General features: G+C 33.7%; 15 protein-coding genes. 11 read left to right on the top strand and 4 right to left on the bottom strand.

Annotated features, from left to right (window positions below):
* Window positions 1-69: 69 nt before the first annotated feature.
* On the bottom strand, window positions 70-912 hold the full coding sequence (locus tag ACFVR2_RS13900) for an RsfA family transcriptional regulator (RefSeq protein ID WP_387362811.1): 843 nt from the start codon (window positions 910-912) through the stop codon (window positions 70-72).
* Between the two features lie 221 nt (window positions 913-1,133).
* Here ACFVR2_RS13900 and ACFVR2_RS13895 point away from each other — a divergent pair, with 221 nt between their 5' ends.
* Window positions 1,134-1,361 (top strand): YuzB family protein, encoded by a 228-nt coding sequence (locus ACFVR2_RS13895; RefSeq protein WP_025671004.1) that lies wholly within the window; start codon window positions 1,134-1,136, stop codon window positions 1,359-1,361.
* A gap of 382 nt (window positions 1,362-1,743) precedes the next feature.
* Window positions 1,744-3,057, top strand: coding sequence for an HD domain-containing protein (locus ACFVR2_RS13890; protein ID WP_387362569.1), 1,314 nt, complete (start codon window positions 1,744-1,746; stop codon window positions 3,055-3,057).
* Window positions 3,058-3,107: 50 nt separating this feature from the next.
* On the opposite strand, the gene ACFVR2_RS13885 is transcribed toward ACFVR2_RS13890, so the two are convergent.
* Entirely contained in the window at window positions 3,108-3,293 is a 186-nt protein-coding gene (locus ACFVR2_RS13885) for a 2-hydroxymuconate tautomerase (protein ID WP_056469182.1), read from the bottom strand.
* A 162-nt stretch (window positions 3,294-3,455) separates the two neighbouring features.
* Here ACFVR2_RS13885 and ACFVR2_RS13880 point away from each other — a divergent pair, with 162 nt between their 5' ends.
* Window positions 3,456-4,124 (top strand): site-2 protease family protein, encoded by a 669-nt coding sequence (locus tag ACFVR2_RS13880; RefSeq protein ID WP_387362566.1) that lies wholly within the window; start codon window positions 3,456-3,458, stop codon window positions 4,122-4,124.
* Window positions 4,125-4,134: 10 nt separating this feature from the next.
* Complete coding sequence (locus ACFVR2_RS13875; RefSeq protein WP_387362564.1) at window positions 4,135-4,647, top strand: YwhD family protein; 513 nt, start codon at window positions 4,135-4,137, stop codon at window positions 4,645-4,647.
* 285 nt (window positions 4,648-4,932) lie between these two features.
* Here ACFVR2_RS13875 and ACFVR2_RS13870 read toward each other — a convergent pair whose 3' ends face one another.
* Window positions 4,933-6,951, bottom strand: coding sequence for a transglycosylase domain-containing protein (locus tag ACFVR2_RS13870; RefSeq protein WP_387362562.1), 2,019 nt, complete (start codon window positions 6,949-6,951; stop codon window positions 4,933-4,935).
* A 294-nt stretch (window positions 6,952-7,245) separates the two neighbouring features.
* On the opposite strand from ACFVR2_RS13870, the gene speE reads away from it, so the two are divergent.
* The 5 genes from speE to ACFVR2_RS13845 all read left to right on the top strand — a co-directional run bounded on the left by speE (window position 7,246) and on the right by ACFVR2_RS13845 (window position 12,215).
* Window positions 7,246-8,073 (top strand): spermidine synthase, encoded by an 828-nt coding sequence (speE, locus tag ACFVR2_RS13865; RefSeq protein WP_025671010.1) that lies wholly within the window; start codon window positions 7,246-7,248, stop codon window positions 8,071-8,073.
* Window positions 8,074-8,085: 12 nt separating this feature from the next.
* Complete coding sequence (speB, locus tag ACFVR2_RS13860; RefSeq protein ID WP_069033703.1) at window positions 8,086-8,958, top strand: agmatinase; 873 nt, start codon at window positions 8,086-8,088, stop codon at window positions 8,956-8,958.
* A gap of 190 nt (window positions 8,959-9,148) precedes the next feature.
* Window positions 9,149-10,264 (top strand): PepSY-associated TM helix domain-containing protein, encoded by a 1,116-nt coding sequence (locus ACFVR2_RS13855; RefSeq protein ID WP_387362560.1) that lies wholly within the window; start codon window positions 9,149-9,151, stop codon window positions 10,262-10,264.
* A 278-nt stretch (window positions 10,265-10,542) separates the two neighbouring features.
* Window positions 10,543-10,965 (top strand): MerR family transcriptional regulator, encoded by a 423-nt coding sequence (locus ACFVR2_RS13850; RefSeq protein ID WP_387362558.1) that lies wholly within the window; start codon window positions 10,543-10,545, stop codon window positions 10,963-10,965.
* Between the two features lie 23 nt (window positions 10,966-10,988).
* Window positions 10,989-12,215, top strand: coding sequence for an MFS transporter (locus ACFVR2_RS13845; RefSeq protein WP_387362556.1), 1,227 nt, complete (start codon window positions 10,989-10,991; stop codon window positions 12,213-12,215).
* A 110-nt stretch (window positions 12,216-12,325) separates the two neighbouring features.
* Here ACFVR2_RS13845 and ACFVR2_RS13840 read toward each other — a convergent pair whose 3' ends face one another.
* The gene (locus ACFVR2_RS13840; RefSeq protein WP_387362554.1) at window positions 12,326-12,580 is read right to left on the bottom strand and encodes a hypothetical protein; all 255 of its coding nucleotides are present in this window, start codon (window positions 12,578-12,580) and stop codon (window positions 12,326-12,328) included.
* 485 nt (window positions 12,581-13,065) lie between these two features.
* Here ACFVR2_RS13840 and ACFVR2_RS13835 point away from each other — a divergent pair, with 485 nt between their 5' ends.
* Together ACFVR2_RS13835 and argS are read left to right on the top strand one after the other, a co-directional pair.
* Window positions 13,066-13,503, top strand: coding sequence for a YwiB family protein (locus ACFVR2_RS13835; RefSeq protein WP_335484384.1), 438 nt, complete (start codon window positions 13,066-13,068; stop codon window positions 13,501-13,503).
* On the top strand, window positions 13,500-15,170 hold the full coding sequence (gene argS / locus ACFVR2_RS13830; RefSeq protein WP_387362551.1) for an arginine--tRNA ligase: 1,671 nt from the start codon (window positions 13,500-13,502) through the stop codon (window positions 15,168-15,170). The genes ACFVR2_RS13835 and argS overlap by 4 nt, the downstream gene beginning before the upstream one ends.
* Window positions 15,171-15,297 lie beyond the last annotated feature (127 nt).

Below are 15,297 nucleotides of genomic sequence, written 5' to 3'. Positions count from 1 at the left end.
TAGTGAACATAAAAATAGAGGACTAAATCAAAACTAAGATTTAGTTCCTCTATATTATAACCGTCAATGTTATTCTGCAATTTTTTCTAAATTTCCGTTCTTATCCATTCTAAAGGATGTTGCTGCTGGTTTTTCTTCCTCTTCAAATAGTACTAATTTTCTAGCACGGTTCATTATTTTCATCATTGTTTCATAGTCTTCTTGAACAGTAGTAGCGTCTTTTTCAAGCTTTTCTACTTGTCTCTGTAACTGTGAATTTCGTTCCTGTAATTGCATAAGCTCTCTTTTTAGTTGATCATTTTCACGGACTAAACGATCGCTACCGATCTGGCTACTTGAAAGACCTTGTAAGAACTGGATGACATCAAACATTGTAATTGAACTTTTTCTTGTATTCACTGGTGAAGCTGGTGAAGTCTGTGATTGATACTGACTTTGAACTGAAGGAATACTTGAAAATATCTCAGTTGTTGGTTCATCATTATGCGTTACTTCAACACTTGTGTCATTTTCATTATCAGTTTCCACAAAAGATCCAAATTCTTGATCGAGTTCAACACCATATTCTAAATCTTGTTCATCATTTAAATAACGATCAAAATTACTAGATACATCTGTTTGTATATAACTAGATTCAGAAGGTGTATATAATAATTTTTTCTTAGCATCTTCACCTTTAGCGTGACGAAGCTTTTCTTTACGGAATTTCTTTGCTAATTGAAGTGCTTTTTCATAATTATAGCGAACCACAGCATTCCAACGAAAACCACATGCCGCCGAGGTACGTTCTAAAACATCGCCTACTTCTTCAAAGGCATTTAATTGGGTACTACCTTCTCTTACATGACGTAAAACGGTTTCCGCTAAAAGTAAATCATTTTCTTCAGTCCAAGCATCTTGTCTTAATTTCATCATAGAAAATTCTCCTCAACTTTCTTTTATTCAATTAAATTGATTTATTTTCGTAGCTGATTAATAGAAGTTTGGACAAAAAAATAGAAAACTATACAAAAAATAGAAAATAGTAGAATAGTATTTGGAGTGATTTAATTGGAAAACTTGCATGTCCTTTTTGGAACGAGTAAAATTACTGCTGAGTATGTTCAATTTAGAACAGAAAGGATTGTAAAAAAATGTCAAATGAATTTAGAATATGTGATGACTGCCAGGCGACAAATATTAAAACATTAGTCCCTCGCTTAAAAAGAATAGATGATGAAGCAGAGATTAAAATTGGTTGTCAATCTTACTGCGGACCAGGACGAAAAAAATCATTTTGTTTCGTAAACAATCGCCCTTTATCTGCACCAAACGAAGATGATCTGCTTGTAAAGATAAAGTCAAAACTAGGTAAGAATTAAACGTTCCTTCATCTTTAGGAGCGTTTTTTTGATATAATAGATTGAAATGTGGAGAAAGCTTGCCCAGCTCTGAAGGGGATATCTCCATTCAGCTGAAGAAGTGGCGATCTTTCCACTTCGAAGATGGATGGAATATTACCGAAGAGCTAGCTTTCGGAACTAGACATCATGAAATACCTATTTTAACTTTGGTTTCTAAGGATTAAGGGCAAAAATTGAATAATAAAATTAGAAGGTTGGTTTTTACCTTCATTGGGCTTTGGCTTATGACCTCGAGGGGCTAACGCCTGGAGCTACAAAGGAAAGATACAAGAGTCTTGTTCAGAAAGTAAATCAATTAGCATATAAAGAATTAGTGTACATATTGAAAGGGGGCCAACATATGTCATATCGTTTCCAAAAGCTATATGAGGAAAAAGTATTTAAAGATCCCGTACATCGTTATATTCACGTAAGAGATCAAGTTATTTGGGATTTAATAGGAACAAAAGAATTTCAGAGACTACGCAGAATTAAACAGCTTGGTACTACATATCTGACGTTTCATGGAGCTGAGCATAGTCGATTTACTCATTCGCTTGGTGTTTATGAAATTATAAGACGTATGGTAGATGATGTTTTTTCTGGTCGTCCTGATTGGAATAATGATGATCGATTATTAGCTCTTTGTGCCGGATTGTTACATGATGTTGGTCATGGTCCTTTTTCGCATACATTTGAGAAGATATTTAAATTAGATCATGAAGAATTAACGAGAGAAATTATTGAGGGTTCAACAGAAATTAATGAAATTCTAAAAAAAGTAGGGGATGACTTTCCTAAGAAAGTATCGGAAGTCATTGAGAAAACATCGGAGAATAAGTTAGTCACGAGCATGATTTCAAGCCAAATTGATGCAGATCGAATGGATTATCTTCTTAGAGATGCATACTACACTGGCGTAAGTTACGGTAACTTTGATATGGAACGTATTTTGAGAATTATGCGTCCAAGGCCCGATGGTGTCGTTATTAAACAATCAGGTATGCATGCTGTTGAGCACTACTTAATTAGCCGATTCCAGATGTACTGGCAAGTTTACTTTCATCCTGTGTCTAGAAGTGCTGAAGCTATTTTACAAAAGATATTACAAAGGGCTAAATATTTGCATGAAACAGGTTACCATTTTAATTATGTACCAGTTCATTTTGATCATTTGTTTGAGGGGACAGTTGACTTAGATGAATATATCAAATTAGATGAATCAGTCCTTTTGTATTATTTCCAAGTATGGCAGGAGGAATCTGACCAAATCTTGAGTGATCTGTGTCAGCGGTTCTTAAGTAGAAAATTATTTCAATATGTAGACTTTGATACACAAAAACATACTGAAAAGTTTGCTGAATTAAAAGAGTTATTTTTAGAAATAGATATAGACCCGGAATACTATTTAGTTATCGATACAATTTCAGACGAGGCTTATGATTACTTTAGGTATGGTGAAGAAGGTGGAAAGAAGCCGATTCTACTATTGCAAACGAACGGTGATTTGAAAGAAATCTCGCGTAAATCAGAGCTAGTAGATGGAATAACTGGTAAAAAGTTATTCGATTCTAAGTTATATTTTCCTCATGATTTAATTTATAACAATCCTGATGAAAAGAAAAAGAAAGTAATTGAAATGATTGAAGAAATAGCAGGAGCTAAAAGAAGATAAAAACAGTAAACGGAAGTTACCCCGTTTACTGTTAATGTATGTAAGGAATTCTATTCGTCACTTAGGCGTTTACCTGCAACGGCATAATGGTTTTTTGTCATTTCTTCAATGAAAACAACAATCTTTTCAGTTGGAGCACCTGTTGTTTCACTAACAGCTGAAGTAACTTTTTCTACTAAAGCTTTTTTTTGTTCTTCAGTGCGACCTTCTAGCATTTTTACTGTAACGTATGGCATATTATGACCTCCTTCGTTTTGTCATTTTTATTATAACTCAGGAAGTCAGAATAATAACGATTAAATCGATTAACATTGAAGAAATCATAAAGAATAAATTAAACTATTAATAAATTAACCGTTCAGTGACGTAAAACAGTAATTTCTTGAGAGGAGCAAAGAATGGGATCATTTTTTCAATATCCATTAAAAGATATACCATTAATATTACTAGTTGTTGCAATTTCGTTATCAGTTCACGAATTTGCGCACGCTTATGTAGCTTATAAGTTTGGAGATGACACTGCAAAAAGACAAGGCAGATTAACGCTTTCTCCATTTAGACATTTAGACATTTTCGGAACAATTGCGATTATTATTTTAGGTTTTGGTTGGGCAAGACCAGTTCCTGTAAATCGCCATAACTTTAAACATCCTAGATTAGCGGGTATCTTAACGACAGCAGCTGGACCTATTAGTAATTTAATACTAGCGACGCTTGGTTTAATCGCTTATTCACTATTATATAAGTACGGATTTTTTCATTCTTTCCCACAATCGCTATCAATGACTTTAGATTCTTTCTTTAATATTTTCGTTCAAATGAATATAGTATTATTTGTGTTTAACTTAATTCCTCTTCCGCCATTAGATGGATATCGAATTTTAGAGGATTTAGCACCTAATGATCTACGTGCAAAAATGTCACAATATGAGCAATATGGAGCATTTGTATTTTTAGTTTTAGTATTAACTCCATTAGATAACTATACAATACAACCAATTTTCCAAGTTGCTATACCTTCAGTTTTCCACTGGATTAATTCAATCGTTACAACATTAATTTTTTAGGAGGGGCACAATGTCTGATCAACCAAAAAAGAAATCACTAGGTTTTAATATATTAAAAAATGATTCAACGAGTGGGCATGGCGGATTCGGTGTTGGAGCAATTAGTTTAGAAAATATTTCTCCAGTCTTTATTGATATACAAGAGAATGATGTTTTTGTAGATATTGGTGCAATGCATGCAAGAAGTTCAGTTGAAAAAGGAATCAAGTTTTTAACAAATGAGGATGAAGTTCCTAATGGAAAACCATATTGGTTAGTGTGGGTCGCAACTGAGCGAACTGAAAGTGGGCCTTATTATGCTGGAGTAACTGGCTGTTACATGACAGTTGATCGTGAAGCTAGAAGAGGATATAAACTTCTTCCTGACCACGTAAATAAAATGGATAAAGCGATGAAACGCAAAATAATGATTGAACAGATGGATGAAAAGTCTCGTAAATTATTAGCTGATTTCTTAAAATCGCACAATGAAGAGATGTGGAATAATTCATCTGACCAATTAAAAACTGAGCTTTTAGGATAGTATACTTTTTTGCACATTAAGTAGGTATAAATTGGCAGCGGAGAAGGCCAATCGACGTAGCTTCCAATTTTAGGTATTAAGTATAAGTGCAACTACGTCTCTGTCTTCGCCCTAGGGCTCGCCAATTGACGATTTTTCTTTAGGTAAAATATATAAAAAATTTGAAGAAATCGTCGAATAATCTTTTTACATTTAAGACTAAATAAAGTAAACTAATAATAGCTTGGACAAAGCTAGGACTAGGACAAACAAAAGACCTTACCAATTTGGTGAGGTCTTTTGTTTTTATAGTAAATATTTAGAATACCAAGGCTTACTGTCTTTATTTTCCTTTTTGTGTTTTTGGTTCATTTTTTTATTCATACAAGGTTTTGTAGGCTGTGTCCCTCTACGAAAATAGAGTGAAACCTTATCGCCACAGCCTTCTTTATACAAAAGGCCAGTCTTTTCATCTACAGCAACTTTAACTAGATCATTAGGCAGTTTAGAGTCTATATTTTTATCCGATAAATTTGTCATAACTGATGCCCATACCTTCTTGGACAGGGTACCTTCCTCTGCGGTTAAATTTTTTGAATGATCATACCCAACCCATACTCCAACAATAATATTCGAATGGAATCCAATCATCCAACTGTCCGTTTTCGTAGTGCCGGTTTTACCATAATAATCTTTTGATAGTTCAGGGATAATGCTAGTACCTGTTACTGGCAAGTAGCTTGAATAATTTGTATTGAACATTCCGTTCATTAGTTGTTTAAGAATAATGGTTTGATCTTTATCTAATATTTGTTTTTTATCTAACTTTTCTTTATAGATCGTCTTTCCAGTTTGAGTTTTAATCTCTTTTACGAAATGAGGAATAACGTCTTTACCATTGTTCGCAATTAATGCGTATGCTCTTGTCATATCGAGCAATGAAGCATCTTGAGTGCCGAGTGCCATTGAAGGTAGTTTATTATTCGGTGTGGTTAAATGGAATAACTTCTGTGCTTTAATAAATTCGTCAGTACCGACTGCCTGTTGTGTTTTTACAGCGTATATATTGTCTGAAACAGCAATAGCTTTAGCTAGAGTAATTGAATCATGTGCGTATAGATTGCCACTGTTTTTGGGACTATATGAATCTCCATTTTCAAAGTGAAATATAGTAGGCTTACTTTGAAGTCTTGTTGATGGGGTATAACCATTTTCAAGTGCACTGTAATATAGAATTGGTTTTATTGTACTTCCTACCTGTCGTTTCGACGCTATTGCTCGATTAAATAAAAACTGTCCTTTCTCACGGCCTCCAGTCATACCTAATACTTCACCAGTTTGACTATTTAATACGACTACACTAGCCTGTAAATCAGGTTTTGGTCTAATATATTTATCAAATGCTTGATCAATATGTTTTTGAATAGCAGGATTAAATGTTGTATAAATTTGGCTACCATTATTATTGATTGATTGTCCAATCGATGCCGTAATCTCTTTTTGGACGCTTTGTTGAAAATAGGATGTAAATGAAGAATTTGAAGTATGTTTAATCGGTTTTAACTTAATCGTTTCATCAATTGCATTTTTAACAGTTTTTGAGTTGATTAATTTATTCTGTTCCAGTGCTGATAAAATTCGTTGCTGCCTTTTCTTTACAGATGAAAAATGAACGTAAGGATCATATGTTGAAGGATTAGCCGGAATACTTAATAAAAATGTAGATTCACCAATCGTAAGCTCGTTTGTCTCTTTTCCTAAGAAGGTATTCGCCGCAGTTTCTAGACCATAAATACCATGTCCAAAATATATGGTGTTTAAATATGCTTCTAATATTTTCTTTTTACTGTAGGCTGACTCAAGTCTCATAGTAAAAAAAGCCTCTTTTAATTTACGATTAAGCGTTTTTTCTTGTGAAAGATATAAATTTTTTGCAAGTTGCTGAGTTATTGTACTTCCGCCTTGAGCGTATTGTCCCTTCGTTATATTAGTTAAAATAGCAGAACCCAACCTTTTTAAGTCAAAGCCATGATGATGAAAAAAATTACGATCCTCAGAAACTAACATACTATTGATCGCAATCGGAGGAACATCTGCAATTTTTAGTGTTTTACGATTTTGAAGTAGCTTAGTTTTACTAATTAGTTTTTGATTGTGATCATAATAACTTGAATTTGACTCAATAAATAATGAAGGTTTTGTAGATGTAATTGCAAACAGATAAACACAAGATAAAAATAGTGTTCCTGAAATTGAAATAATAGTAAGCAAAATGCCGACCTTTTGAAGTGTACGCCAATGAAAAGAGTAGTTGATATTATACAAAAATGTATCCTCCTCTCGATTCGTTTCTCTAATTTAATACTAGTATGGTAGATTAAGAGAAATTTTATTCAAATTACCGTAGTAAAAAATATCAAAAAATTTAGCTTTAAAAATCTTGCATTTCACAAAAATTACTCTATACTTTTCTTTTGTACGGCAAAAAATTGTTGTAACAACACAAATCCGATAGGAATTAGGAAGAGTGGGGATAATACGGAACATAATCAAATAAGGTAAAAGCTACTTTGTTTATGTTTCAAACTAAATCTTGATAAAGAAGGGTAGATGCATTAAATGGAATTATGGTTTACTGAAAAACAAACAAAAAACTTTGGAATTACTGCTAAAATTAATAAAACTTTACATACAGAGCAAACTGAGTTTCAAAAGCTTGACATGGTAGAGACAGAAGAGTTCGGAAACATGCTTATTTTAGACGGGATGGTTATGACAACTCAAAAAGATGAGTTCGTTTACCACGAAATGGTTGCGCATGTACCTTTATTCACACACCCAAATCCTGAAAACGTATTAGTTGTAGGTGGCGGTGACGGTGGTGTTATTCGTGAAGTATTAAAACACCCAAGTGTAAAGAAAGCAACTCTAGTTGAAATCGATGGAAAAGTAATTGAGTACTCTAAAATATACTTACCTGAAATCGCAGGAAAATTAGAAGATCCACGTGTAGAAGTAAAAGTAGACGATGGATTTATGCATATTGCAAATAGCGAAAATGTTTACGATGTAATTATGGTAGACTCAACTGAACCAGTTGGTCCTGCAGTTAACTTATTTACAAAAGGATTCTATGCTGGTATCTCTAAAGCGTTAAAAGAAGATGGTATTTTTGTAGCTCAAACGGACAACCCATGGTTTACGCCAGAGTTAATCACACAAGTTCAACGTGATGTAAGAGAAATCTTCCCAATCACTCGTTTATACATTGCAAATATTCCAACATACCCAAGTGGAATGTGGACATTTACAATCGGTTCGAAAAAACATGATCCTCTTGAAGTAGAAGAGAATCGCTTCTTTGATATTGAGACAAAATATTATACAAAAGAGCTACACAAAGCAGCGTTCGTATTACCAAAATTTGTAGCTGATCTTACTAAATAAGGGGGCTTTATTATGCGTTTTGATGAAGCTTATTCTGGAAATGTATTCATAAAGAGTCATCCAAGCTTTGAAGAAAGTAAAGCAGTTATTTATGGTATGCCAATGGATTGGACTGTAAGTTTTAGACCAGGCTCTCGTTTTGGTCCTGCGCGTATTCGTGAAGTTTCAATTGGATTAGAGGAATATAGTCCATATCAAGATAAAGAACTTGAAGAAGTTAAGTATTTCGACGCAGGGGATATTCCATTACCATTTGGGAATGCTCAAAGAAGCCTTGATATGATTGAAGATTATATTGACGGTTTATTAGCTGAAGGTAAATTTCCTCTAGGAATGGGTGGGGAGCATCTTGTATCATGGCCAGTAATGAAAGCTATGTACAAGAAATACCCAGATTTAGCAATTATTCATTTTGATGCTCATACTGATTTACGTGATTCATATGAAGGTGAGCCATTATCTCACTCAACACCAATTAAAAAAGTTTGTGATTTAATTGGACCAAAAAATGTTTATTCATTTGGAATCCGTTCTGGTATGAAGGAAGAATTTGAATGGGCTAAAGAAGTTGGAATGAATTTATTCAAATTCGAAGTGCTTGAGCCGTTAAAGAAAGTACTTCCAACGCTTGCTGGACGTCCAGTATATGTAACGATTGATATCGATGTATTAGATCCTGCACACGCTCCTGGAACAGGAACTCTTGAAGCAGGTGGTATTACATCAAAAGAAATGCTTGATAGCATCTTAGCAATCGCAAACAGTGATATAAACGTTGTTGGGGCAGACTTAGTAGAAGTAGCTCCAGTTTACGATCATGCAGAGCAAACTCAAGTTGCGGCAAGTAAATTTATTCGTGAAATTTTATTAGGTTGGGTAAAATAATAAGAATTTTTAAAAGGCGACTTTTCGTTCAATAGAGCGAGAAGTCGTCTTTTTTTATACTTTTAACATTAAAAACTTGTAATCGTTTCAATTAATTTACTAATAATGGAAAAATAGTATTGATAATGATAATCATTACCTATATAATTGAGAACGATTATTATTATCAAATTATTAGGAGAAGATGAAGATGAAAAAAGGGGCAAGGAAATTTATTTTAACTCTACACTTGGTATGCAGCTTAGTTTTTGGACTTTTTATTATTGCTGTTTGTGCAACGGGTAGTGTATTGGTGTTTGGGAATCAGATTGAGCATGTATTAAATCCGCAGTATTTTAAGCCTGCAAGTAGTGAAAGTAATGTTGGAATTAAAGAAGCAGAAAAGATTTTCCTTGAACAGTACAAAGGTTTTCAAATTTCGAGGATGGATGTGCCTTCAAAGTTATCAGATGTATATCATGCAAGTATGTCAAAAGGACATAATGAAATTGATGCATATGTAGATCCTAGCAATGGCAAATTATTAGGTAATTTTGATAGAGAGAAATCAATCGTTTCTTTTGTTAAAGAGTTACATACACATTTATTATTAGATGATATTGGTGAAACAATTATTGGTATCGTTGCAATTGCATTTATTTTAATTCTTATTACAGGTATTTATTTATGGTATCCAGGCATTAAACGAATGGTTAAAAGCCTAAAAATTAAATGGAATAAAAGTCAAATGGCAAAAAATCTATCATTACATAATTTCATAGGGGTTATTACTTTACCATTTTTACTTGTTGTAGCAATAACAGGAATGCTATTTCCATTCCAAGAAAAGATTGAAGAATCTTTGAAATTGAAATTTACATCGAATTATCCTGAAGAACTTAAATCAGTTGATAATGGTAAACATCAAATAGGACTGGATTCTATAGTTACCCAAATTAATAAATTGCACCCGGAAGGTGAGTTATATAAGTTGAGACTTCCGACGGATAAAGATGGTGTTATAGAAGCTCAATTAAGCGATGGTAGTTATGATCCTGAAGGTAAAGGAAATACAAGTGAGTTTTTCGATCAATTTTCTGGAAAGCATTTAGGAACTTTTTCGAAAAATACTGAAACCGCCTATGATAAGTTTTTTATTTGGCGAGAAAGTTTGCATAGAGGAACTTTTGGTGGTGTGTTCGTAAAAACAATTTATGCATTAGTTGGAATAGCTCCACTTGGTTTGGGGATAACTGGGATTACAATGTGGGCGCTAAAACGAAAAAACAAAGTTAAAAAAATGAGAAAATTACAGCAAACAGCATAAGACAAACAAAATTTTATAAGGAAGTATGATAACAATATTCGGTTGAATCATTTGTTAAACCCGAAAGAAAATGCGCTAAAAGTCGTATTTATCTTTCGGGTTTTTTGAATAGGTAACAAATATGATTATTTGTACTGTTTTTATAGTAAAACGACAATTTTGTAGAAAGATAAAAATAGAAAAATGCACAAAGTTAACGTTGACGTTAACGATATATTAGGAGTAAGATAGATAAGTGATATAAAAAACTTAAATTCATTTTGAAAGGAGGAAATGATTTGCTTTACAAAATAGATGAAGTAGCGAAGGAATGCGGATTAACAAAGCGTTCGATTCGTTATTATGAAGAAATCGGTTTAATCTCTCCACCTGAAAGAAGTGAAGGAGGATTTCGACTTTATTCAGACTTGCATATCGAACGACTGAAGAAAATAATGAATGTTCGTGATGTTCTTGGTTTTTCTTTACAAGAGGTACAGGAATATATGGCAATTAGTGAGGCGTATGAAGAATTCCGATTACATTATAGAGAAAACAAGGAAAAGATGAATGAAGATGAAAGAAAAGAAAATCTCATAGGAGCAGAAGCAATACTAGCTCAACAATTAAAAATGATTGATGAGAAGCTTAAAAAAATGAACGATATTCGAGATGAAATGAATGAGATGTATCAGAGGGTACAAAAAGCATTAGAACAATAAATAATATGGGAGATGGATGAACTATGTCAAACTTGGCAGATAGTAAAAAGCAAAAGACAAATGTAAATCAAAAATCTGGTCTTTTGAATCAGCCAAAAGCTATTTGGGCTGTTGGTTTTGCTTGTATTATCGCATTCATGGGAATTGGATTAGTTGACCCAATTTTACCAGCAATCGCTGAAAAAATGCATGCTTCAAAAAGTGATGTAACGCTTCTTTTTACAAGTTACAATTTAGTAATGGCATTCGCGATGTTAATAACAGGATTTATCTCTTCACGTATCGGAATTAAATGGACACTTCTTTTAGGTATACTGATTATTGCAGTCTTCGCGGGGCTTGGAGGAAATTCAAGCGGTATATGGCAATTAGTATGGTTACGCGGTGGTTGGGGTCTAGGTAACGCGCTATTCGTTGCGACTGCATTATCTGCTATTGTTTCATTATCTAGGTCAGGTGTTGCACAATCGATTATATTATACGAAACTGCGATTGGTCTTGGGATATCAGTTGGTCCATTATTAGGTGGAGAATTAGGTTCAATCTCTTGGAGAGGTCCATTTTTTGGCGTTGCTTGTTTAATGGTTATTGCATTTTTATCTTTATCCTTTATGATGCCAAAAACACCTATTACACAAAGTACGAAAAAAACATCGTTTCTTGATCCATTCCGTGCTCTTAAACATAGATCATTATTAACATTAGGGATTACAGCATTTTTATATAACTTTGGATTCTTTACTTTATTAGCATTCTCACCATTCTATATGGGATTAAAGGAACACGGTTTAGGGTTTGTATTCTTAGGTTGGGGACTTTTACTAGCAATCACATCTGTATTTATGGCACCAAGACTTCAAAAAAAATTCGGTACGCTTAAATCGATGTATGCAATGTTAACTCTTTTCGCAATTACGCTTCTTATTATGGGAGTAGGAACAAATACGAATAGTGTTGTTATCGTTTGTGTAATTATTGCTGGTGCGTTTTTAGGTAATAATAACACATTAATTACAACAGCAGTAATGCAAGCAGCACCAGTTGAACGTTCAACAGCATCAGCTGCATATAGCTTTTTACGTTTCCTTGGTGGAGCAATTGCACCATATTTAGCAGGTAAACTTGCTGAATGGTATAATCCACATGTACCTTTCTATGTAGGTGGATGTTTTGTATTACTATCGGTACTTTTCTTGTTTATTAATAAAAAGCATTTAATTCATATTGATAAAGCAGAATCTGCACATTAATATTATCGTGTATTTCTCGATAATTAAGCCTGCTAGGAATTACGCATTCCTAGCGGGTTTTTGTGTTTTTTTTGAATAAACAAAAAACAGCCCCTTTACGAGCTGTTTTATTATGGTCCAAAATGACCGAACAAAGACAAATAAACGATGAAGCCGATCAGTGCAAGTAACCCGATTAGTGCAGCTGTAAAACTTCCGAACATGATCGCTTTTCGTTTTAAAATGAACCACAAGATGAGTCCCACAACGAATGGAACGAAAAAGACGTACAAATAAATTAGAAAAATGCTCGATAATGAAATGATTCCAATGCCTAGTCCAATGAAAAATAATTTGCTAGAAGATAGTTGTGCGATCGTTTTCATAAAGTCCCCTTTAATTCATCATATGTTCTTTATTGTCTCACAAACGGTTTTCAATTGAAAACAAAAATCCTCCTTCCTGGCAAGGTTGTTTTGTTAGTAGATGGACAATTGAAACTGGTGGACGTTCAATGAGTAACAGTGCATGCATTTTTAAATTTGGCTGATTTTTGCCTTCGTTATTGAAAATGCTAATTACAGCTTAATGAACGCTCATTAGATCGCTCCCACAAATTTTATGAATGAAAGACATCATTATAGAGAACAAAGCTTTGGACGTTATACAAAAAAATCTCTATTAAATTTTTTAGAGACAAGAAAGTACTTCAACTTTTGAGATAGAACGATTATTTCGTTCACTTTAATGAATATTTTTCACAATTTTTTTCTTACCTATTTTATTTTTTTTATTAGATTATGCTAAAATGGGAAAAGATGATTTTTGGATGTGATTCGTTACGTTCATTGGGAGAAAAGGACGTGTAAAAGTGAAAGGACAACAAGGTATACCTGTTTCAATTGATTTTGAGACATTGATAAAAGATCCGCACGGGCGTGATAAAATCAGTTTTCAAGCAAAGGGACTATACTATAAAAAAGATGATGTTTCATATTTATTATTTGATGAAAATCATGAGGACCGAAAAGTAAAGGCTACTATGAAAATAGGTAAAGGGGAAGTAACAATTATTCGTAATGGTGGAGTAATGATGCGTCATCAATACCGAGTAAATGAAACAACTGAAGGTACTTTCTCAAATGAATTAGGAGTATTTCAAACGAAGGCATATACAAAAAAACTACAATTTCTAGTATCTGAAGGACCTTTAAAAGGCGTACTACAATTAGGATATAAGTTATTCGTAGGAGATGAAAATGCTGGGTCGTATAACATTACAGTATCAATTAAGGAGGCAACGATATGAATACATTAGAACTAGTAAAAAGTCGTTTGAAAAATGAAATCGAAGCTGCGGTATTAAAAGCAGGATTAGCAACGGAGGAACAATTACCACAAGTCGTATTAGAAACTCCAAAAGATAAAGCACACGGAGATTTTTCAACAAATATGGCGATGCAATTAGCACGTGTTGCTAAAAAGGCTCCTAGAATGATTGCAGAAGAGTTAATTAATTCTTTTGACCAAAGTAAGGCAAGCATTCAAAAAGTAGAAATTGCTGGACCGGGATTCATCAATTTTTATATGGATAATAGTTACCTAACTGATTTAATCCCAGCAATTATTAAATCTGGAAACGAATATGGCCAAACTAACTTTGGTAACGGTGAAAAGATTTTAGTTGAGTTTGTTTCAGCGAATCCGACTGGAGACTTACATTTAGGTCATGCCCGTGGAGCAGCATTTGGAGATTCACTATGTAATGTTTTAGACAAAGCAGGTTATGAAGTAACTCGTGAATATTATATTAACGATGCTGGGAACCAAATTAATAATTTAACGTTATCAGTAGAAGCTCGTTATATGCAAGCACTTGGAATGGACAAAGAAATGCCTGCAGATGGTTATCATGGTGCGGACATTATTGAGATTGGTAAAACTTTAGCTTCTGAATTCGGTGACCGCTATGTGAATGAACCAGAAGAGGCTCGTTACAAGTTCTTCCGTGAGTACGGTTTAAAATTAGAAATGGAAAAACTACAACGAGATCTACGTAATTTCAGAGTAGAATTTGATGTATGGTATTCAGAAACTTCATTATATAAAAATGGCAAAGTGTTAGAGGCTCTTGATGATTTAAATCAACGTGGTGAAACATATGAAGAAGAAGGAGCGACTTGGTTCCGTTCTACAACATATGGTGATGACAAAAACCGTGTACTAATTAAAAGCGATGGCTCTTATACTTATTTAACTCCGGATATCGCTTATCACCGAGACAAACTTAGTCGTGGAGCAGATAAATTAATTGATATTCTTGGAGCTGACCATCACGGATACATTCCTCGTATGAAAGCAGCAATTCAAGCATTAGGATATAATGCTGATACGCTTGAGGTAGAAATTATCCAAATGGTTCAGTTATATCAAGATGGTGAAAAAGTTAAAATGAGTAAACGTACAGGTAAAGCTGTAACGTTACGTGATTTAATGGAAGAAGTAGGTACTGATGCTACACGTTACTTCTTTGCAATGCGCGGCTGTGACTCACATTTAGACTTTGATATGGACTTAGCTGTTTCTAAATCAAATGAAAACCCTGTGTATTATTCACAATACGCTCACGCTCGTGTTTGTAGTATCCTTCGTCAAGGAGAAGAAATGGGTATTGTTTACAGTGGGGAAGCTGATTACAGCCTTGTTTCGTCTGAAAAAGAATATGAGTTATTAAAGAAATTAGGGGAATTCCCAGCAGCGGTTTCACTAGCTGCTTCAAAACGTACTCCTCATCATATTACAAACTATGTGTTTGAATTAGCGGGTACATTCCACAGCTTCTATAATGCAGAAAAAGTGTTAGATGCTGAAAATGTTGAAAAATCAAAAGCTAGACTGGCTTTAATGAAAGCAGTTCAAGTTACATTACAAAATGCATTAGCTTTAGTTGGAGTTTCTGCACCAGAAAAAATGTAAGTAATAAATTAATGAAAGTACCATGCCCTAATTTAGGGTATGGTACTTTTTTGTTAGATAAACTACAAACAATTAAATCTTTCAAAAGTATGATTTTGTAATATTTTAGTTTGTTAATTTATAAAAA

It is taken from the genome of Gottfriedia sp. NPDC057991 (assembly GCF_042886615.1).
Lineage (GTDB): Bacteria > Bacillota > Bacilli > Bacillales > Bacillaceae_G > Gottfriedia.
This window is presented reverse-complemented; position numbering and strand designations above follow the sequence as displayed.